The 20,253-nt window shown below is 38.1% G+C and carries 11 protein-coding genes; 3 read left to right on the top strand and 8 right to left on the bottom strand.

What is annotated here, in order from left to right; translation table 11 throughout:
• Positions 1–90 precede the first annotated feature (90 nt).
• The 5 genes from AC3FI7_RS14320 to AC3FI7_RS14300 all read right to left on the bottom strand — a co-directional run bounded on the left by AC3FI7_RS14320 (position 91) and on the right by AC3FI7_RS14300 (position 10,093).
• Positions 91–2,436, bottom strand: a complete 2,346-nt coding sequence (locus AC3FI7_RS14320; protein WP_491460370.1) for a phosphocholine-specific phospholipase C — start codon at positions 2,434–2,436, stop codon at positions 91–93.
• Between the two features lie 83 nt (positions 2,437–2,519).
• Positions 2,520–4,040, bottom strand: a complete 1,521-nt coding sequence (locus tag AC3FI7_RS14315; RefSeq protein ID WP_491460369.1) for a SusD/RagB family nutrient-binding outer membrane lipoprotein — start codon at positions 4,038–4,040, stop codon at positions 2,520–2,522.
• Between the two features lie 20 nt (positions 4,041–4,060).
• A complete protein-coding gene (locus tag AC3FI7_RS14310; RefSeq protein ID WP_142725532.1) occupies positions 4,061–7,201 on the bottom strand; it encodes a SusC/RagA family TonB-linked outer membrane protein in 3,141 nt (1,046 codons plus the stop codon).
• 334 nt (positions 7,202–7,535) lie between these two features.
• The gene (locus AC3FI7_RS14305; RefSeq protein WP_373995768.1) at positions 7,536–9,140 is read right to left on the bottom strand and encodes an autotransporter assembly complex protein TamA; all 1,605 of its coding nucleotides are present in this window, start codon (positions 9,138–9,140) and stop codon (positions 7,536–7,538) included.
• Between the two features lie 164 nt (positions 9,141–9,304).
• The gene (locus AC3FI7_RS14300; protein WP_142725530.1) at positions 9,305–10,093 is read right to left on the bottom strand and encodes an SDR family oxidoreductase; all 789 of its coding nucleotides are present in this window, start codon (positions 10,091–10,093) and stop codon (positions 9,305–9,307) included.
• Positions 10,094–10,488: 395 nt separating this feature from the next.
• Here AC3FI7_RS14300 and AC3FI7_RS14295 point away from each other — a divergent pair, with 395 nt between their 5' ends.
• The 3 genes from AC3FI7_RS14295 (at position 10,489) to AC3FI7_RS14285 (ending at position 16,848) form a co-directional block, all read left to right on the top strand.
• A complete protein-coding gene (locus AC3FI7_RS14295) occupies positions 10,489–13,377 on the top strand; it encodes a SusC/RagA family TonB-linked outer membrane protein (protein WP_343660043.1) in 2,889 nt (962 codons plus the stop codon).
• Positions 13,378–13,402: 25 nt separating this feature from the next.
• Entirely contained in the window at positions 13,403–14,911 is a 1,509-nt protein-coding gene (locus AC3FI7_RS14290; RefSeq protein ID WP_343660042.1) for a RagB/SusD family nutrient uptake outer membrane protein, read from the top strand.
• Positions 14,912–15,021: 110 nt separating this feature from the next.
• Positions 15,022–16,848, top strand: a complete 1,827-nt coding sequence (locus AC3FI7_RS14285; protein WP_491460368.1) for an alkaline phosphatase — start codon at positions 15,022–15,024, stop codon at positions 16,846–16,848.
• Positions 16,849–16,984: 136 nt separating this feature from the next.
• Here AC3FI7_RS14285 and AC3FI7_RS14280 read toward each other — a convergent pair whose 3' ends face one another.
• The 3 genes from AC3FI7_RS14280 to AC3FI7_RS14270 form a co-directional block, all read right to left on the bottom strand.
• Positions 16,985–17,983, bottom strand: coding sequence for a phosphatidylinositol-specific phospholipase C (locus AC3FI7_RS14280; protein WP_228451296.1), 999 nt, complete (start codon positions 17,981–17,983; stop codon positions 16,985–16,987).
• A gap of 230 nt (positions 17,984–18,213) precedes the next feature.
• Positions 18,214–18,897: a hypothetical protein gene (locus AC3FI7_RS14275; RefSeq protein ID WP_142725526.1), complete on the bottom strand. Its 684-nt coding sequence runs from the start codon at positions 18,895–18,897 to the stop codon at positions 18,214–18,216.
• Between the two features lie 70 nt (positions 18,898–18,967).
• Positions 18,968–20,191, bottom strand: a complete 1,224-nt coding sequence (locus tag AC3FI7_RS14270) for a 3-phosphoshikimate 1-carboxyvinyltransferase (RefSeq protein WP_343660039.1) — start codon at positions 20,189–20,191, stop codon at positions 18,968–18,970.
• Positions 20,192–20,253: the final 62 nt, after the last annotated feature.

Below are 20,253 nucleotides of genomic sequence, written 5' to 3'. Positions count from 1 at the left end.
TATCATATGTAATACATTATAGTTATAAAATAACTCAAAAAAAATCCCATACGATTTTGTACGGGATTTTATTGATATTATCAGCCTTTTCTATGCCCAGTGCGGATCAGAAACAGAAACTTTACCAGTTTCTATTCTTCCGGAAAAGTGCCATAGATGATTATTAAACGTTAATTTCAGATCATACCAGCCCTTATATTTATCAAGATCGATAATGATTTTTTCTTCCGTTTTTTGCACCGAAATTGACTTCTGTGTTTTTCTGTAAAGGTCTTCCAGGCTTATGGAAAGATTTTTATTTTTATGAGCTCTGATGGTCAGTTCAACCTGATTTTTTAAAGGAATATTTGTCAAAATGACCTCCGTTTCCGGAATATTATCTCCTTTAAATTTCCTGAAAAAACCATTGGGACCGAAAATTTCGTAATCATAGGCTCCGGAATGTACAGCATGGGATAGTGTCTGTTTGGAATATAAGGCATATGAAAAATGGTACTTGTTATGGTCAAACTGAGTCCTGTCATAGATGAGCAAAGGAACTCCATTTTCTTTCAGATTGGTCATCTTTATATGACCGCCTTCCAAATTGACATGGAAATGATACGGCAACGGATTGGATGGTTTCAAGCCTCTTTCCTGAATATCAAGTAAATTTTCATTCAGCTCATTTTCAGAATACCATTTCAGGTTGGGTACCGGTTTATTTTTGGCAGCATTAATGGTTTTAGCATAGTCTTTCTGATTGAGATAATCCATTTGTGGAGCTTTTACACTGGAAGAATTGAAAGCTGATGTGAGATCTCCGCATATTGCTCTTCTCCAGTCACTGATGTTGTCAACATGAACATTCTTGCTGAATTTTTTCATGATGAATTTTTCAAGGAACTGCAGTACCGAAGTATGATCTGATACCTCGGAATTGACAAAGCCACCTTTTGTCCATGGTGATGCGATAATCATGGGTACCCTATAGCCCAATCCCACGGTTCCTTCAATTTTTTCATAATTTTTTAAAGAAGGATCAGACATATATTCCTGGGATTTGTCTACATATTCCACACCTTCTTTTCCATTCATATCAACAGGCTGGCTTGGATTTACTGGTGGTGCGAAGGGCAGTACATGATCAAAGTATCCGTCATTTTCATCATAATTGATGATGAATATTGTTTTTTTCCAGGTTTCAGGATCTTTGGTCAAAATATTCAAAACCTCGGAAATATACCATGCTCCATACCATGGTGATCCCGGATGGTCTGAAAAATGTTCGGGTGCTACCAGCCAGGAAACCAGCGGAAGTTTTTTCTCTTCTACATCTTTACGGAACTGGAATAATACATCGCCTTTAGGAACGACCAGCCTTTCTCCGTTTTCATCCTTTCCGATCTCCAGTTTCCAGTAATCAGGATCATTTACATTGGTGGTGAAAGCTTTTTCGTGAAGGTTTTTCTCTTCTTCTGAAAGTTTTGAATAATTATCCGGATGGTATTTCACCTGGTCTCCCTGAACTTCAGCCAGCATAGCTTCCAGCCGTTCTTTCTGGTTAGGATTTTTTTCAATTTCCTTTTTAAGGTAGGTGATAATGTTGGGGATGTTTTCATAGTATCCTTTTGAAAACTTAACATTGAATTTTGAAAACCATTCTATCGGGTTATCAGTAAAATTACTCAGCCAGGCTTCCTGTTCCCCGGACATCCCTTTTGGAAGGCTGATTTCATTCTGATAAATTCTCCACGAAACATTCTGCTGCTCCAGAATCTCCGGGAAGGTTTTCCATTTTGCCTGTCTCGCTTTATCATAATCAATATTTTCATTCACAACGTTAGCCTTGGCTTTTCCGTTTTGCTGTTCCCTTAATGTTCCGGACCAAAGGAATAGTCTGTTCGGAGTTGTTCCGGTAAGGGAAGAACAGAAATACTGGTCGAATATGGTAAATGCATCAGCCAGCTGATAATAAAACGGAAGGTCCTCACGGTTGTAATAACCTAATGTCAGCGGAATATTTTTATAATCTTTATTGCCTGAAGCTTTAGCCTGAAGCCACTGGTCAAATTTTCCTTTGTTAAGAGCCTTTTGCTGATCTGCCCATGAATGTGGCAGAGAACTCATCCAGGTAGATTTCGTATTTCTTAAATCCAGACGGGCAGGAGAGGCATATTTTCCTTCGTCATTCTTTTGAAAGAAAACGGAATGTCCATCCTGTTTTATAAAAGCCCTCTTATCCAAAAAGCCCCTTACTCCTTTAAGAGCCCCAAAAGCGTGATCAAATGAACGGTTCTCCTGCATCAGGATCACAACATGCTCTGCATCATAAAATGTAGATTGGGCAGCTGGATCAATGGCTAAAGCTTTTAAAATGGAAGGGTGCAGAACACCTGAAGTTCCGAGTCCCGCTAATAAAAGGCTTGATTTCTCTAAAAATTCTCTTCTGTTCATAATCAATCGTAATAAGAAAGAAACCGCAAGTTAATAGGATTTTCCTGCGATTTCTTTGTTTTTATATAAAAATAATCAGATTTTTATTGTAACCACCAGGGTTTAGAGTTGATATTGTCATTTCCTCCATATTGAGCAGCTAATGCCGCTTTTAAATTACTGCTGTTATAATTGTATTCAGACTGAGGATATCTGAACCTGAAAGGAGCTGCAACTCCAGATTTTAATGGGTAATTAGGGAATCCTGTTCTTAAATAATCATAATAAGAGGTCCATTGTGCCTGATGGAACATGGTCATATATTTTTGAGTCATGATCTTTTCCAGCTGTGCCTGTAAAGGATCAGCTTCATTATAAACGACCAAAGGAGTCGCAAGATATTGATTTACATCAAAGCCTGAGAAATATTGTCCCGGATTTTTTACATACGTCTGATAAAAACTGAAACTAGCTTTGACCGCATTATCATAATGTGTTTTTGCAGATCCGGAAATCCAGCCCCTAGCTGTAGCTTCTGCCAGGATAAACTCAAGTTCTGAATAACTTAATACAGAAGCTGGCTCATTGGTAGGGTCTTTATAGAAACGATCGTTTACTTTGGAAATATTTTTAGCAGTGATCAGAGCCGCATTGTCAGAATAAGGGGAAATAGGATTTCCGCCATTATATCCTGTATAATCTGTGATGGCTTTTCCTGCTTCTTTTGCTCCGGTAGTTTGTGCTGCAAAAGTGAACAGGCGTGGATCATGTCTGTCTTTGAACATATTAATGAAATAATCAGCCATATACAAACTTGAACCATATCCACTGTTGTTAAACATCGTGTATCTGCTGTCTGCAGCATCAGCAAACTTAAGTTCACCATTATCTGCAATGGAGGTCATAAGCGACTGGCTTCCGGCAATTGAAGCAAATTCTGAGGCAATGTTATAACTTCCTACCGTTGTTTTTTTAGATAAAGTAATCAGAATTTTCAGACGGAAGGAGTTGATCAGTTTTTTCCACTTTAATGCATCTCCATTGTATACAATATCCCCTTCAATTTTGTCGCTGGTATTAATAAGATCATTGGCTTCTTTTAATTCTGATAAAATTCCGGCCATGATGGTTTCCTGTGTATCATATTTAGGCTGTGTGATCCCGGATTCACCCTTTGCTGCCTCAGAATAGGGTGCACTTCCCACTTTAAGGCTGATGTTGAAGAAATGATAAGCTCTCAGAAACTTTCCGATGGCCAGATAATTTTTATTTCCTCTTTTCTCTGCTTCCTGCATCATTTTCCCTGTATTGAGGAGCCCTTTGGTATAGACTTCAAAAGAAGCATCATTCCATTTCATATACTGGTATGAATTTTCACCATCAGTACCAATCATCATTCTTGAAGCATACATATTGTCACCGTTGACCTGAAATGTATATTTTTCCACATAGGTTAAAAGAAATTTAGGGTCAATGCTGGCCTGATCATTAGGATTTTCATTGATGGTATCAAGGTTAGATTCGCATGAGCCCAATGTCAGAATTCCTGCAGCAACTATAGACCTCATCAGCCATTTTGCTGTTTTACCTTTTTGTCCCTTCACACTGTTTATAGTATTTTTCATTGTCTTGATGTACTTTTTAGTTAAAACTTAAGGTTAAAGCCGATTCCGAACCATCTGCTGGATGGATCCTGAATATCATTTTCTGTTTTGGCCTGGAAGTCAGGATCAGAATAAAGGTTCTTGGACTTTTTCCACATTGCCAGATTATAAGCCGAAATATTGGCGGTGAAACCTTTTACCATACCCCTTGGGTTGAGTAAAGAAGAAAAATCATATTCCAATACAACAGATCTCAGTTTGACGAAAGTTCTGTCGAAAACATTGGCAAATTCTTCACTTTCATCCTGTGTTACCCTTGCCTGATAAGGATAGTTCTGTGCCCAGTCCTGGAAGCTGATTGCTTTGGTGTGTGGAGTATAAACACCTGTAGCAGGGTTGTAATTTACCCCATCTGGTACGAAATAGTATGTTCCCGGATTGGCATATTCAAGATCTCTGTATGCTATAGAGTTAGGATGTTTTCCTCCCCACCACATCTTTTCAACAACCTGTGATCTCATGACCCCGCCGATACTGCCATCGATTCCGATATTTAGAGTAAATTTTTTATATTTAAATGTATTGTTGAAGCCGAAAGTCCAGTCGGGATTGAAATGTCCTAAGTTAGTTGGAGCATTAGCTCTTGTTGGCATTCCTGTATTGGCATCAAGAATGACTTTTCCGTCCGGAGATTTTTGCCAGGTGTAATCATAGTAGCTGTCCATTCTTTCGCCTAGCTTAATGTTTTTATAATTCGGCATATTGTCGTAGATAGAGGTCAGCTTTTGCTCATAAGTACTCCAGTTGATCAGAGTTTTCCAACTAAAATCAGCCGTTTTTACCGGAACCAAACCAAGAGTGATTTCAAACCCTTTTGTGGTATACTCATTCCCGTTTACATATTGTGAGGTGAAACCGGATGATTCTGCGGCAGGGAACTGAAGGATATTATTATAATCTAATGTTCTGAAATAAGTGGCGTCTAAAGTAATTCTGTTATTCAGGAAGCCGGCGCTTAAACCTAATTCATAGGACTTTGTCTGCTCCGGTTTTAAAGAATTTTCTACGTTCAGGGTCGTAGGATAGTAATAAGTAGGGTTGCCGTTAAAAGTGATTCCCTGATTATTCAGATAATAATTTCTGATGGAATAAGGCTGGAAGTCATACGCTACTTTTGCCCAGGAAGCGGAAAGCTTGAGCATATTGATAGACTCCGGCATTTTTACCAGGTTTGAAATTACGGCGCTGATGGATGCAGAGGGGTAAAAGTAAGACCTGTTGGCTTTAGGGAGGGTAGAAGACCAGTCATTACGCCCTGAAATATTGATGAAGAAAGCATTGTATAATCCGATATCAATGGTAGAATAGGCACTGTAAATCAGCTTTTCCTTCAGGTAGGTATAATTCTTAAGGGCTCCGATAGAGTTCTCAAAAGTGTATACTTCAGGAATTTTCAATCCATCTGTAGATCTTTCATTGTTATTGTTTTTATAATAAAAAGCTGAACCTCCTGCATTGATTGTAAAATCAAAGTTTTCAGATATTTTTTTCTTGTACGTTGCAAGGACATCGTAGTTCAGGTTCCATGTTTTATTATCTTTCAGAATGTAGCCACCACTTCTTGGCGCGCTGTAGTTGAAATAAGAGTAAGGGCTCAATACTTCCGTTTTGCTGTGATTTTCCACCAGGGAAATTTTTCCTTTTACCGAAAGATCCTGTGTCGCCTTATACTCTAAACCTGTCTGTGCATTGATGATATTCGTTCTGTTTTGATTCTTATAATATTCAGCTCCAAACCACGGATTATTGTACCATGCGTAGTTCCAGTTGGCTTGCGCCCTTCCTTCTTTTCCAGGAATCCACATATGATTTTTAAGTGCTTTGCCGTCTACATCACCTCCCATCCAGATCAAGATAGTGTACATGTGACCGCTTGGGTTGTAATCATAGTTGGGAATATTAGGAGTAAAAGCCTGGTTAAAATTAAATTTTGTATCGAATATCAATTTATTTCCGAGATGGTTTTCAGAAGAAAAGTTGATTCCGTATTTCTGAAGATAGGAGTTCGGAACCCTGTCGTCATAATTCATGAAATTCCCGGAGAATCTGTAAACATCTTTGTTATTTCTATAGCTGATCGCAAAATTATTGTTATTGATTACCGCCGGTTTTAGGAAAGTACTTAAGTTATCATGGTATTTCCAGTCGATTGGAACTCTTTCATATCTCGACTTATCATCATACTGAGTTCCCGTTACAGCCCCATACCACGGAACTACCTGTCCTGTTATTTTATCTCTGATCGGGCTGTTCCACTGGGCAATCTGTAAACCGGGAACAAATTTTGGGCCCCATATCATATCTCCGTCATTGACTCCGCCATCGGCACCATCCCAGAATTCATATTTCCCATGAGAACCGTTCCCATATTCGGTCTGGGTTTTCGGGAGATTGGTAAACCCTGCCGTAATCATGGTATTTTGAGAAAATTCTACAGAGAATCCTTTTTTCTTAGCATTTTTCGTAGTGATCAAAATGGCTCCGTAGCGGCCTCTTGATCCATATAAAGCAGATGCTGTAGCACCTTTCAGAACGTTGATATTTTCAATATTGTTAGGGTCTAAATTCTGAAAAACTTCTTTTTCCACAATGACACCATCAATAACAAAAACAAGATTTGAGTTTCCTCTCAGTGTAAATTGTGGAGCCTGCTGCATTCCCGTTGGATTAGAAACATTAAGGCCAGCTACCTGTCCGGAGAATAAATTCCCGATACTTGGTGTGGTGATCGTTTCAAACTGTTTCGTTCCCACTTCCTGGGTAGAATAGCCAATCTTTTCTTTTTTCTTGGCAATACCCAAAGCGGTGATAACCACCCCTTCAATCTGCTTTTCGTTTGACTTTTTTAAAACAACAGAATATTGTCTTCTGGAAGAAACCTCAACGGTATAAACAGAAAAATCAGGAGCAAAAAATTCAAGAATATCTTTGGGGTTTGCAGAAATGGTGAAATTACCGTTTTCATCAGTAGTTGCTGTCTTGCCTGTATTTTTGTCGGTGATATTCACCCCGGAAACACTGGAACCGTTTTCTGATTTTACATTTCCGGTAATATTAATTTCCTGAGCAGAAAAATAAAGAGGAAGTAAAAAAACGGCAAAAGTGGCTAGAGTTTTCTTCATTTTTTTGAAGACAAATTTAGCAGTGCACTGTTACCTGTATTTTAATGAGGTATTAAAATAAAAATACGATTTAATATTTTTTAACAGGAAGAATTAATAGAAAGGTAAAACTGAAAATGTCCTTTATATAAGTGATTTTGCTTTATTATATATTATTATTTATTATAAGGTAAGGAAGCTAGGAGAGGGAAACAGGACGTTATTGTGGTGGTCTTAACTTCTTGAAGCCCTTAGTAATAAATTTTTGAAGAAAATCTTTCTATAGAAATAGCAGGATAGTAAAAACAGGAACTTAATAACTTCCAGCCCTGATCTTCCTTCTTCCTTTCTATTTCTAAAACCTGCTCAGGATTCCCCAGTGAATTTTGGTATCATTAAACTTAAAAGGATTTCCAAACTCATTACCGTTAGACAGCTGGAAACTCATCAGACCGATGGGGATAAAGAAATTGAAACCAAGCCCGACACTGTAAAGTTTGGGTCTTACATTTAACGATTTATTATTGAGCTGTCCATACTGTCCGAAGACATCGAAGAAGGCCTGATTACCGATCAGATAACGGTATTCCAGACTGCCATAATAGTAGAAGTCGGCAGCAAGCGAGTTTTCATTGAATCCCCGCATAGAATTCCAGCCACCAAAACGGTATAATTCGTTGGTGGAAAACTCTATTTTTGAATCCATCATGGCGCCTTCTCCCTTGATATTCAGGAAATGATTTCCGGAAATATGATAATTGTGCTCCCCAAAGAAATAAAACTGGTTTTGATTCGCTTTGGTATTCCCTTTTGTATAGGTGGTTGTTAAGAAGTCATATCCTGCATTGATTCTTGTCTTATAAAGAAAAAGATCAATATCAGTAGGTTCTGTCATTTCAAACCATACCCCGATTCCTTTTTTATTATAGTCTTTCCCCTGAACATATAGGGAGTCGATGATGGTAGAGCTTTCAAGAGTTCCTCTTAACCCTATTTTGTTTCGGTTGTTGATGTGATAATAGAAAGCAGGAAGGAACTTTACATTCGCAAATGTAGAATCCTGCCTATAGATATTCACTTTGGCATTCATTCCGACATTGGATTTGAACAGGTATGGAATATCCACCTGAAGATCAAAAGTCTGTCCTTTATCAGGATTTCGCTGCCAGTATAAATTGACGGTCTCAAAACCGTTGAACATATTTCTGAAATTCACATTCATCGTTCCGTTTAATGTAAACTTGGAAGTTTTGTCATTTCCAAAACCGATTACCCCGTCAAAAGTATTGGTCTTTTTCTTTTCCAGAAACAGGAAAATGCTTGTGGAATCTTTTGTGAATAAAGTCTGCGGCTGTCTTTCGAGGGTTAAAAAAGGATGGCTCTGGAAGGTTTTATTAATGGCCAGAAGATTCTTGTCATCATAGTTTTTACCTTTGAATTCCTTTTCAAGGTTTTTGATAAATCTTTTGGGTACTTTTTCGTATCCTTTTACCACAAATCCGTTGATCGTTCTTTTATCATTTTTGTTGATGTCAAGTTCTACAATCGGATAGCCGTTTTTCTGCCCTTTGTATTTAGATTTGATTCTGCTGAAAGAATAGCCTTCATCAATATAAGTCTTGTTAATGCTTTTCTTAGTGGAATCTAAATTTTTAGTGAAAAAATCTTTCTGGATTTTCAATTTCTGAACCAGAGAATCCGTAAGGTTTACATAGGTTTCATTAAAATTTTTGCCTTTATCATAAAAAATTTCGGTGCTGTCTCCCTTTACTTTTACATCTTTCAGTTTGGTGAAGAAATAGTTATTCTGAGCTAATGAATCCAGAAATTTTACCGCTGAAGTAGAATCCTTTACTTTTTTTCTGATCTTGGTTTCTGTATCAATAAGCCAATATTGCTTTTTCTGCGCTTGTGTAAAAACGCAGAACAGTATAAAAAATATTTTCAGAAACAGTTTCAATCCCAAATATATCTACGCCATAAGCAAGCGACGAAATTAAGCGTAATTATTTTTGATTTAAGATAAAACTTAAAGCGAAGCTTGTCTTAATCATTCCTTACAACTTACCTCTTCTTAATGGTTTAAAAAAATTATATTATTAAATGCTTTCTATACAACTGAAACTAATCCAGTTTATTATATTTCTTCATCAAATTCTCATAAGTTCCCTGCGGAAGAATCCATTTCAGAGGAACCCCGATTTTCTGCCCGAATTTACCAAAATAATAATGCGCTTTCCATTTATCTTTTGCTAAAAGCTTTTCAATATATTCTGCTACTTCCAAAGGCTCTGTTCCGTCATTCACATGGGAATTCATTAAAGCATATACTTTATCAAAAACATTTTTATAAGGTTCAGAAACCTGTGCAATCACTCGGTTGTCTGCTATATTGGTTTTGATATCCCCAAGATGCAATGAACAAACGTCAATATTCCACGGGTAAACTTCATACCTCATTGCTTCGGTTACTTTATCCAGAGCAGATTTTGATGCCGAATAAAACCCTCGGAAAGGCAGTCCCATTTCACTTCCTATACTGGAAACATTGATAATTTTTCCAAATCTATGTTCACGCATATTCGGAAGAACGGCACTCATCATCTGTACAGGTCCGGCAAGATTCAGGCTGAAAAGTTTCAGAATATCCTCTTTCGTAGAATCTTCCACTGCACCTACCATTCCCATTCCGGCATTGTTGATCAGAACATCAATTTTGCTTTCTGTTTTTAAAACCTCAGCAACAGCATTCTGAACGGCAGTGTTATCCGTCACATCTGTTGGAATTGATCTGAAATATCGACTTTCTGTATGTTTTCGGCTTAGTCCGTATACTTTATGCCCCTTTTTACCAAAATATTCGGCCAATGCAAACCCAATTCCTGATGAGGTTCCTGTTATAATGATGGTCATTGAATTCTTATGATTTTATTGTTTTTATTTTTCTTCTGATGCCAGTAAGACGTTTTTAAAGGTCTGTGTTCAAAAAGTAAAATCTATTTTCAGCAAATGTAAAAAAAGAAAAATGAACTCGCTCACTTATTATTCGTGAAATAAATTAATGATTTCTTCATCCGTTATCATTAACGGATGATAAATTTAAAATAAAGTTAATCTGAATCATGCAGAGAATGTTTGGAGAATAATTACTTTTAAATACTTATGTTATTGAAATACAAATGTTTATTTGTTTTGTGTGGGAGGTGCGATTTAAAAAAGCCTAAAATTTCTTAATAAAAACGTAAGAAAATCTTAATGATACCACGGAGCTGGCTGCTCTAATTTTGCACCTAATCAAAAAGGAGATCATGAATGTATTTAAAATCCCTGTATCCGTAACTTATTTAACGGGAAGGGTATTACTTATTGGTGCAATATCAGCTTCACCGATGTTCCTCGCTCAGAAAAAAGACAGCTTAAAAGAAAAATCCATCGACGAGATTGTCGTGGTTGGATACGGAACACAGAAAAAAAGTAAAGTTTCCGGGGCTGTTTCAGAAGCTTCACTGGATAAGCTTACTTCCAGATCTTTGTCTGGAGTAGGAGAAGTTCTTCAGGGTAAAGCTCCGGGGGTAACGGTAGTGAATGAAGGTGGAGATCCCAACGGAGCCCCTAAGGTTAATATCCGTGGTCTGGGAGGTATCAACGGAGAAACTCCTCTGTATGTAGTGGATGGAGTGGTCTTTAACGGAACACCTTCTATCAATCCAAACGATATTCAGGATATCTCTGTACTGAAAGATGCTTCTGCAGCCATTTACGGAGCCAGATCTTCCGGAGGAGTTATCCTTATTACCACAAAAAAAGGGAAAAAAGGAAATCTTACCGTAGATTTTGATGTTAAATATGGCGTAAACCAGGCGTGGAGGCTGAAAGAATCCCTGAATGCAGCAGAATTTCAGGATGTCATGTACAAAGCCTATGAAAATGCCGGAAAACTGGGAAGCTTACCGATGGCTTTTAATCCCAGTCAATATCCTGACGGAAGAGTTACCAGAACAGACTGGATGAAAGAAATTTTCAGAACAGGAACCATTCAGGAATACAATGTAAATCTGAGTGGAGGAAGTGAAAAATCCAGGTATTTTGTGGGCATGAATCACAGAAGCCTGGAAGGAATTTTATTGAATACTCAGGCAAAACGATACAACTTCAGAGTCAATTCTGAACATAAAGTAAAAGACTGGCTGACGATCGGAGAAAACATGTATTATAATTACTCTGACGGGAACACAGCAGATACTAAGAGTGGTTATACCGGAGCTTTGGTAGCTGCCATGTATTATCCGCCCAATGTTCCGGTATATACACCCAGCGGTGCTTTCTCAGGATTGCCTATTGATGTGGCAGGTGGTTACGGAGATATGATCAATCCTGTTGCTTATCTTAAAAGAATCAGTATCAGAAATCCTACCCATGAGATTTTGATCAATCCTTATGCGGAAATCACGCTGGCCAAAGATTTAAAATTCCGTTCCAACTTCTCACAGACTTTTAAACTGGGAGATGTAAAGAACTTCACGTACAGAGTTCTGGAAGTCGGGAAAATTTTTGACACCAATAATCTGGAATACCAATCCAACAATTCTTCTACAGCGCTTGCAGAGCAGTTGCTGACTTATAAAATAGCTTTAGGACAACATAATTTTGACTTCCTTGGCGGTTTTACTTTCCAGAAAACAATTGATGATGGTTTTGTGGCAAAATCCTATGATTTCAGAAGTGAAGCTGAGGTTTTCCAACATCTTCAGAATGCAGCAGACACCAATAAAGATGTTTCCAGTTACCGGTTCAAACAGTCTTTGGTTTCTTACCTGGCAAGAGTAAACTATGACTATGCCGGAAAGTATATCGTAAGTGTATTGGGCAGACGTGATGGTTCTTCATTGGTAGCCAAACAAAACAGATTTGCCAATTATTATGCAGTTTCCGGTGCCTGGGTAGTTTCGAAGGAAAACTTTATGAAGGATATTTCATGGCTTTCAAGTCTGAAACTGAGAGGAAGTTACGGTATCTTGGGTAACCTTGGAGGAATTTCTCCTCAGGCTGTAAATCCTTTGATGACGAGAGATAACAACGTTATTTTCGGACAGGATCCTTCTCAGAATATTGCTTATTACGCTACGACACGTCCCAACCCGGATCTGAAATGGGGGAAATCTGAGCAGACCAACTTCGGGGTAGATGCTTCATTTCTTCACAACAGTCTTTCCTTACAGTTTGACTACTTCGTGAAAAATTCCAAAGATCAGATCTTCAACGTAAGCTTACCAAGTACAGCAACGTACAATAATCAGTATGTAAATGCCGGATTATTCCAGGATAAAGGGTATGAACTGGGAATCAATTACAATAAGATAATTTCGGGTGATTTCACGTTCTCAATAGGAGCTACGATGAGTCAACTAAAAAATACGGTGAAGCAGCTTGCCAATGTGGATGAGATCTTTATCAATGACAATGGGGTAAGAGGGGTATTGAAACCAACCCGGGTGAAAGTAGGTGATCCTCTGTATTCTTTCTATGGTTATAAGACGGGAGGAATTTTCCAGACTCAGGAAGAAATCAATAATTACAAAGATGCCAACGGAAATCTTATCCAACCGAATGCAAAACCCGGAGACATCAAATTCCTGAAGAAGGAAGGAAACACAGGGGTGCTTAATAATAACGATTTTGTCAATCTTGGGAGTCCGTATCCTAAGTTCTCTTACGGATTTTCTTATAACATGACATGGAAAAACTTTGACCTGAACTTATTCTTCCAGGGAGTATACGGAAATAAAATATTCAACGGGATGAAGTTTATTTCTTTGAATCCGGGCGGTACAGGACAGAATTACAACATGGACAGAGATATCCTGAATGCATGGACCCCTCAGAACACCAATACCGATATTCCAAGACTGGTACATGGAGATCCGAGTGGAAATTACTCAAAAGTATCAGATTTCTATGTGGAAGACGGATCGTATCTAAGGCTGAAGAACCTTACCATCGGGTATTCATTACCAAAAGAATTGTACAATAAACTGGATGTAAACAAAGTGAGAGTGTATATAACCACCAACAACCTGTTTACGATAACGAAATATACAGGATTTGATCCTGAAGTAGGGATGAACTCTTACGGAGTAGATACCGGAAGATATCCTCAGGCACGTTCATTCATCTTTGGAGTTGAGATCGGACTATAATTTTTAACTAACAAAAAGTAAGAAAATGAAACTTTTCAATAAAATATTTTTAATATCAGGAATATCCGCAATGCTTTTATCCTGTACAGGAGAGCTGGATGTTCAGCCGGAAGGAACACCTACTGAAGCCAGCTTCTGGAAAACGGAAAACGACCTGATTACCGGGGCAAATGCCATGTATAAGCCTTTGTTTGACGGAGAATTCTACGGAAGAGGTTTGTTCTGGTTTATCAATGCCAGTGATGATATGGTAACAGGAAGGGCAAAAAGTGAGGCAGATAATGCCAAAAACTTCAGCAGCAATTACATCGCAGCAGGAGACCTTGAAACCCAGTGGAACAAAAGATACAATGTGATCGGAGTGGCCAACCGTGTGATCCGTAATGTTGACAATATCCAGACTTCACAGGCTACCAAAAACAAATACCTTGGGGAAGCTCTTTTTATGAGCAGCAGAATGTATTTTGAGTTGGCCTATTCTTACGGAAATGAAAAAGCAGGAGTTCCGATCATCGACCGTTCAAAAGATCCGGATCCTAACCCAATTCCAAGAGCAGCTAACGTAATGGAAAACTACACATACATTGTGAATGACCTGAAAAGAGCAGCAGAATTATTACCTACCCAGGCAGAACTTCCTGCAAAAGATTATGGAAGACCTCATAAAGCTGCAGCATGGGCCCTTTTGGCAAAAGTATATCTGTATATGAAAGACTGGAATAACGCAGAATTCTGGGCAAATGAAGTCATGACAAAAGGAAACAGAGCCTTATTGGGAAATTTTGCTGATGTTTTCAAAGCTGAAAATAACTACAGTTCAGAGTATATCTGGTCAATCCCCGGAACACCTAAGTTTACAGCCTGGGGTAGTATTCTGCCAGGGGTAATGCTTGAAAATAAAGGTTGGGGAGAATATAATGGATGGGGATATTTTCAGCCGACGAAAGAGCTGTATGATGAATACGAAACCGGAGATCTTAGAAGAAGTGCTACCATTCTGAAAATTGGAGACAAATTTACCTTCAACGGAAAAGAAAGAATATACGCTTCTACAAATTCTCTTACCGGATACCAGTTCAATAAATATATGGATGCCTTCAAATATCAGCTGAATAGTGGGCATGTGAGTGCCAACGGAGATTATCCATGTACAGATCTTGCCGTTCCGATCATGCGTTATGCTGAGGTAATCCTGATCAAAGCAGAAGCTTTATTGATGCAGGGAAAATCTGCAGATCAGGAAATCAATATGATTAGAGTACGTGCAGGTCTATCCCCGAAAAACGGATGCACAATGGCAGATCTGAAGCATGAAAGACGTTGCGAACTGGCGGGTGAATGGGCAGACAGACACAGAGACCTTGTGCGTTGGGGAGATGCTCAGACAGCTTACGCGAAACCTCTGCATGGTATCAACGGACAGGTGGTCTGGGCAGCAAGAAACTTTAATCCAGCTGTACATAATGTTTGGGCAGTTCCACAGGCTGAAATCGTAAACAGTCACGGGATCATTAAACAAAATGAGGGCTGGTAAAATTTAATCTTTATATATAAGACACTCTATCATTACAGAACATTCTGTGATGATAGAGTTTTTTCAAAAATAGGTTGTTCCATTCGACCTATAAAACAAAAGATCTACAAATGAAATTATCAAAAATTGTAGCCGTTCTGGCACTGGCTGTTTTTTCCGAAAATCAGGCACAGAATTATTTAAATTATAATGTCGGGAATGCACATTCGCATAATGATTATATGCAGGAAATCCCATTTTGGCAGGCTTATTATGCCCATTTTGGTTCTATTGAGGCAGATGTTTTTCTGGTAGAAGGCAAACTTTGGGTGGCTCATACGGAAAAGGAACTTTCTGCAGACAGGACATTGGAAAGTCTTTATCTCGATAATATTTCAAAACAGATTAAGCTGAACAGGGGAAATATTTATCCTGATGCCGGTAAAAAACTTCAGTTGCTGATCGATATTAAACAGGATTATAAAACATCACTGGCAGCTTTGGTCAATACATTAAAAAAGTATCCTGAGATCACCGGAAATTCAGGAATTAAAATTGTGGTTACCGGAGGACGTCCCCAGCCAGGAGATTTTAAAAACTATCCGGGTTATCTTTATTTCGACGGAGATCTTGGTAAAGATTATTCTGCAGATCAGCTGAAAAGGGTCGGAATGTTCAGTGCGGATCTTCCAGGGTTAGTAAAATGGAACGGGAAAGGAATTCCAAGGGATGAAGAAACCCAGAAAATCAAAAGTGCAGTTGAAAGGGCACATTCCCAGCAGAAACCTGTTCGTTTTTATGGAGCTCCGGATTTCCCGAATGCATGGGTAAATCTGATGGATTTAGGAGTGGATTATATCAATACCGATCATATTCCGGACCTTAAAAAATTTATGAATGCTATCCCGAAAAACTTTTATAAAAATACAAAAGAGTACAGCACTTATACCCCTACCTATAAAACAGACGGAGTGGAGAAAAAGGTAAAGAATGTGATCCTTCTTATACCTGACGGAACTTCTTTACCTCAATATTATGCTGCCTTTACCGCGAATAAAGGAAAGCTGAATGTTTTCAACATGAAATCCACAGGCCTTTCCAAAACCAATTCATCCAATGCGTATATTACAGATTCAGCACCAGGTTCTACAGCATTTGCCACAGGTGTGAAAACCAAAAATACTTTTGTGGGGGTGGATAATATGGGGAAAGCATTGGCACAAATCCCTGATATAATTGCCGAAAAAGGGTTGGTTTCCGGATTGATTTCCACAGGGGATGTTACAGATGCCACTCCTGCAGATTTTTATGCTCATTCAGATAACAGAAACAGTTCGGAGCCTATTCTGAAAGATTTTGCAGCTTCAAAAACGAAAATATTGATCGGTGGTCCTACAAGTGGATTGTCTCAGGAAAATATACAGAAATTCAAAGATGCCAAAATCGATCTCTATCAGGATTTGAAATCAGTCAATAAAATCAATAACCGCACCCTTGTGATTGATCCTCTGGCCTCACAAAGAATCAGCAATGGAAGGGGAAACTGGCTGGCTGATGCATTTGATCTTACTTTAAATGATTTAAAAAACAGTAAGGAAGGCTTCTTTATGATGATTGAAGCTTCGCAGACAGATGGCGGAGGACATAGCAACAATATAGAGCAGCTGGTCACAGAATTACTGGACTTCGATCATGTGGTAGGAAAAGCTATGAAGTTTGCTGACGAAAATAAAGAGACATTAGTCATTGTTGTAGGAGATCACGAAACAGGTGGTTTAACGCTTCTGGACGGAAGTCTCAAAGATGGCTGGGTATTCGGAAACTTCAGTACAAATGACCATACTTCCATTCCATCAAGTGTTTTTGCGTACGGACCTAATTCAAAAGAGTTCACAGGACTGTTTGAAAATACAGAGATCTTCAATAAAATACTGGCAGCTTACGGAATTCAGAAATAGTTTTTGATTTACATTTTTTTACTTTACAAAGAGAGACTGTTTCGGACTGAAGCAGTCTTTTTCTCTCAATTCATTTTAAAATAAAAAGGCTGCCTCAAAAAAAGACAGCCTTTGAATAAATCTAACAAATAATAATTTAGAAATTGGTGTTAACGATCAATTGAGAAAGTTCAGCATTTACAAAATCAATCGGCATGATTCCAAATGATCCCTGAGTATTGGTCTGGAAGAATGTTTTAAGTCTTGGATTAATATTGTTGGATACTGTTGGAATGCTTGGGATACCGAAAATGCCAGGCTTATAACCACTGGTGAAATTCACGAAAAGCTTGCTGTTCGTATCAGTTTTAGCTTCATTAAGAAGACTGGAAATTCCGTTCCATTTATCATCATTGTTCGTTACTTTATAATAGTCCTGAACCTTAAGTTGTACTCCGGAATTGTTGATATCAAAAGTTGTATTGTCTGCCCATGGCGAAGCATTGATTCCTTTGGTTGTTCCCGAAGAGAACCTTCTGAATAATTTGATCTTTCCTCTTACAGCTCCCAGTGTGGGAATATTGGCTCCAAGATCCCATTTTGAAGGATTTTTCTGAACATAAGAATCAAACGTTGCTTCAAAACTTCTGGTTGTGTTGGACGCGTCATATTCTTCTTTTACAGACATAATGATCGTTTCAGACGGATTGCTCTGAAGGAATGCATAACACGCATTTAATACGTCATCAAAATTCATATTCTGGTAAATCGAGCCATGATGAATGGCGAAAGCATTATCAATATGTCTGCAGCGGATATCCAGAAAACGTACACCGGCATTCAGCTGTTCTGCAATGCTGAGGTCCTGAGTTTTAGCTGTACCAGATACAACGGGGGCATCTATACGTGCTCCGGAATCATGAGTACCGGGTATGGAGATCTTTGAAATGGAAATATTATCCTGAAGACCGGACATCCAGCTATTCAGGGCAACAGGCAATAATGAAGCTCTGTTGCTTGCTTTTGCTAAAGAAGCAGTCTTGATTTCATTAGAATCTCTTTCCAACATACTGTCGTTTGAACAGGAGAAAAAAATAGATGCGGTTACCACACCAAGAGTAATGTTGGTAAAACGTTTCATGCTTTGTTTGAACATAGTTTTTTTATTTTTAATGTAGCTTAAAAATAAGAATATATCAAAGCACAAGGAGTTAATTTAACTTTAAGAGATAATTAAGTTGGTATAAATTCAGGAAATTGGAAGCTGGAAGAAAGAAGGTTGTCCATACTTACAAAGATTTTAAAAATAACAAATTTACCATGAAATACTGATCAAGAAGTAGTTGCCGGAAAATAACTTCGAGCCTCCTGCTTCATGCTTCCTTCTTAAAATACAAAATCCTCCTTCAAACCGGGAAGCCTGAACTTGTGGTCTCCGATAAAGAAATCATTCATCTTAATAAGAGCCGGGAATTGATGAGTAAACTCTTTGTGTGAGTTTTCGGGTACTTTGGTGTCCTCATCACAGGATGAATATTCTCTGTCAACAATCACTTGGCCTGTAGAAAAATTGATTTCATTCGTAAAACTGAAATCGCAGGTGTCTTCAAAATGATCGTACAAACCGATCAGATAAAAATCTCCGTTCTGAAATCTGAAGGTATGCTGATATTGCTGGGTATGCCTTGAATTGGTAAAAAACAGCTGTTCAATAATAAGACAGTTATTTTTTATATGGATTGTAAGAGTATTATTGGAAGGATAAAATCCGAATCCGCTTGAAAAAATGATGTCAGAATTTTCTTTCCATACTTTCAGGCCGTTATTTTCCTTTTTCAGAATATAGAAAACCCTTTTATAGTCAATTGTACCTTCCGGGTTTTGCTCGTATGATACCTTTATATCCGTATCAAATACCAATACGGTTTCCTCTTTTCCATCTCTGTCAAGATCGCCTTTGGCTTCTGCAATTTGGGTATATCCTTTCGGAACTGAAAATACTTTCAGATTCTGAGCAGATAAACCCGAAACCGATAAAACAAGCAAAAAGGAAAAGAAAGGTTTCATCATTATTATATAAAATTAAAATGTGGTAATCTGAAATAAAAAATCATTTTCAAATTACCACATTTTTATGACATTAATGAGTCAGTATGCTTTCAAGATCTTCCCAGAACATTGGATAAGACTTTTCCACTACATCTTCATCTTCAATAGTAAGTTCTTTAATCAGACAAAACGGAGCAAAGCTCATTGCCATTCTGTGATCCTGATACGTTTTGATAGAAATGTTATCTTCTGGCTCTTTGAAATTGGTGGATTGAATAGTTAAATCTGTAATTTCTGTTTCAGTACCCAGTTTTTGAAGTTCATTATAGAGTGCAAGAAGTCTGTCGGTTTCTTTTACCCTTAACGTTCCCAATCCGGATATTTCAAAAGGAATTTTTAAAGCTGCCGCCGTTACACAGAGCGTCTGAGCAATATCCGGACAGTCATTCATATCCAAGACAATTTTTTCCGGGAAAGAAAAATCAGGCTGAGGTTCCAGCGTTAGTTGATGCCCATCTTCTGAGAATGTAGTTTTGATTCCGAAGAATTTCTCGTAGATACTGGCAATTGCAGAATCCCCCTGTGTTGATTCTTTGTAAAAGCTTTTCAGATGAATAGTTTCTCTTCCCAAAGCACAGATAGAATAGAAATAAGATGCCGAACTCCAGTCGCTTTCCACTTCATAATAGACCACCTCGGAATTGTTATCGGGAGTGAAAGGTTTTACCTTAATGGTGTTTCCTTCAAAACTGCTCTGGATACCAAATTTAGTTAGAATATCCAGTGTCATTTCAATATAGGATCTTGAGGTTACTTCTCCTACAAGGTTAATCTGAAGCCCGTTTTCAAGCTTTCCTGCAATAAGAAGCAGAGATGTGATAAACTGGCTGGAAATATTGGACGGAACATTCACGGAAGTCTGGGTAATCTTTCTTCCGGTAATTTTTAAAGGAGGAAACCCTTCATTTTCCATATATTCAATATCTACTTCAAGATCCCTCAAGGCGTTTACCAGGTTTTTGATGGGTCTTTCTTTCATTCTTCCCGAACCGGTAAGGATAGTTGTCTTTCCTTCCTGGATAGAATAATAAGAAGTAAGAAAACGCATGGCTGTTCCTGCGTGATGAATGTCTACCACTTCTGTATTCTCGGATAATGCTTTTTTTAACAGTTGCGTATCCTGAGAATTGGACAGATTTCCGATTTTTATATTGCTAAACAGACTTTCCAGAATCAATAAACGATTCGAGATACTTTTCGAACCGCTGATCTGTACTGTTTTATTGCTTACTAATTTTGATTTTTCTAGCTTCATTATAATCTACATTATCTTAAAAAATGATGAGTTAAAAATTCATTTGTAATTCATAACCCATC

It is taken from the genome of Chryseobacterium sp. TQ-BC-N36 (genome assembly GCF_058382295.1).
This window is presented reverse-complemented; position numbering and strand designations above follow the sequence as displayed.

Bases quoted from the DNA above. Each gene is read 5' to 3' on its own strand.
- AC3FI7_RS14290 (WP_343660042.1), top strand. From the start codon at position 13,403: ATGAAACTTTTCAATAAAATATTTTTAATATCAGGAATATCCGCAATG.
- AC3FI7_RS14310 (WP_142725532.1), bottom strand. From the start codon at position 7,201: ATGAAGAAAACTCTAGCCACTTTTGCCGTTTTTTTACTTCCTCTTTAT.
- AC3FI7_RS14280 (WP_228451296.1), bottom strand. From the start codon at position 17,983: ATGTTCAAACAAAGCATGAAACGTTTTACCAACATTACTCTTGGTGTG.
- AC3FI7_RS14320 (WP_491460370.1), bottom strand. From the start codon at position 2,436: ATGAACAGAAGAGAATTTTTAGAGAAATCAAGCCTTTTATTAGCGGGA.
- AC3FI7_RS14285 (WP_491460368.1), top strand. From the start codon at position 15,022: ATGAAATTATCAAAAATTGTAGCCGTTCTGGCACTGGCTGTTTTTTCC.
- AC3FI7_RS14275 (WP_142725526.1), bottom strand. From the start codon at position 18,897: ATGATGAAACCTTTCTTTTCCTTTTTGCTTGTTTTATCGGTTTCGGGT.
- AC3FI7_RS14270 (WP_343660039.1), bottom strand. From the start codon at position 20,191: ATGAAGCTAGAAAAATCAAAATTAGTAAGCAATAAAACAGTACAGATC.
- AC3FI7_RS14295 (WP_343660043.1), top strand. From the start codon at position 10,489: ATGAATGTATTTAAAATCCCTGTATCCGTAACTTATTTAACGGGAAGG.
- AC3FI7_RS14300 (WP_142725530.1), bottom strand. From the start codon at position 10,093: ATGACCATCATTATAACAGGAACCTCATCAGGAATTGGGTTTGCATTG.
- AC3FI7_RS14315 (WP_491460369.1), bottom strand. From the start codon at position 4,040: ATGAAAAATACTATAAACAGTGTGAAGGGACAAAAAGGTAAAACAGCA.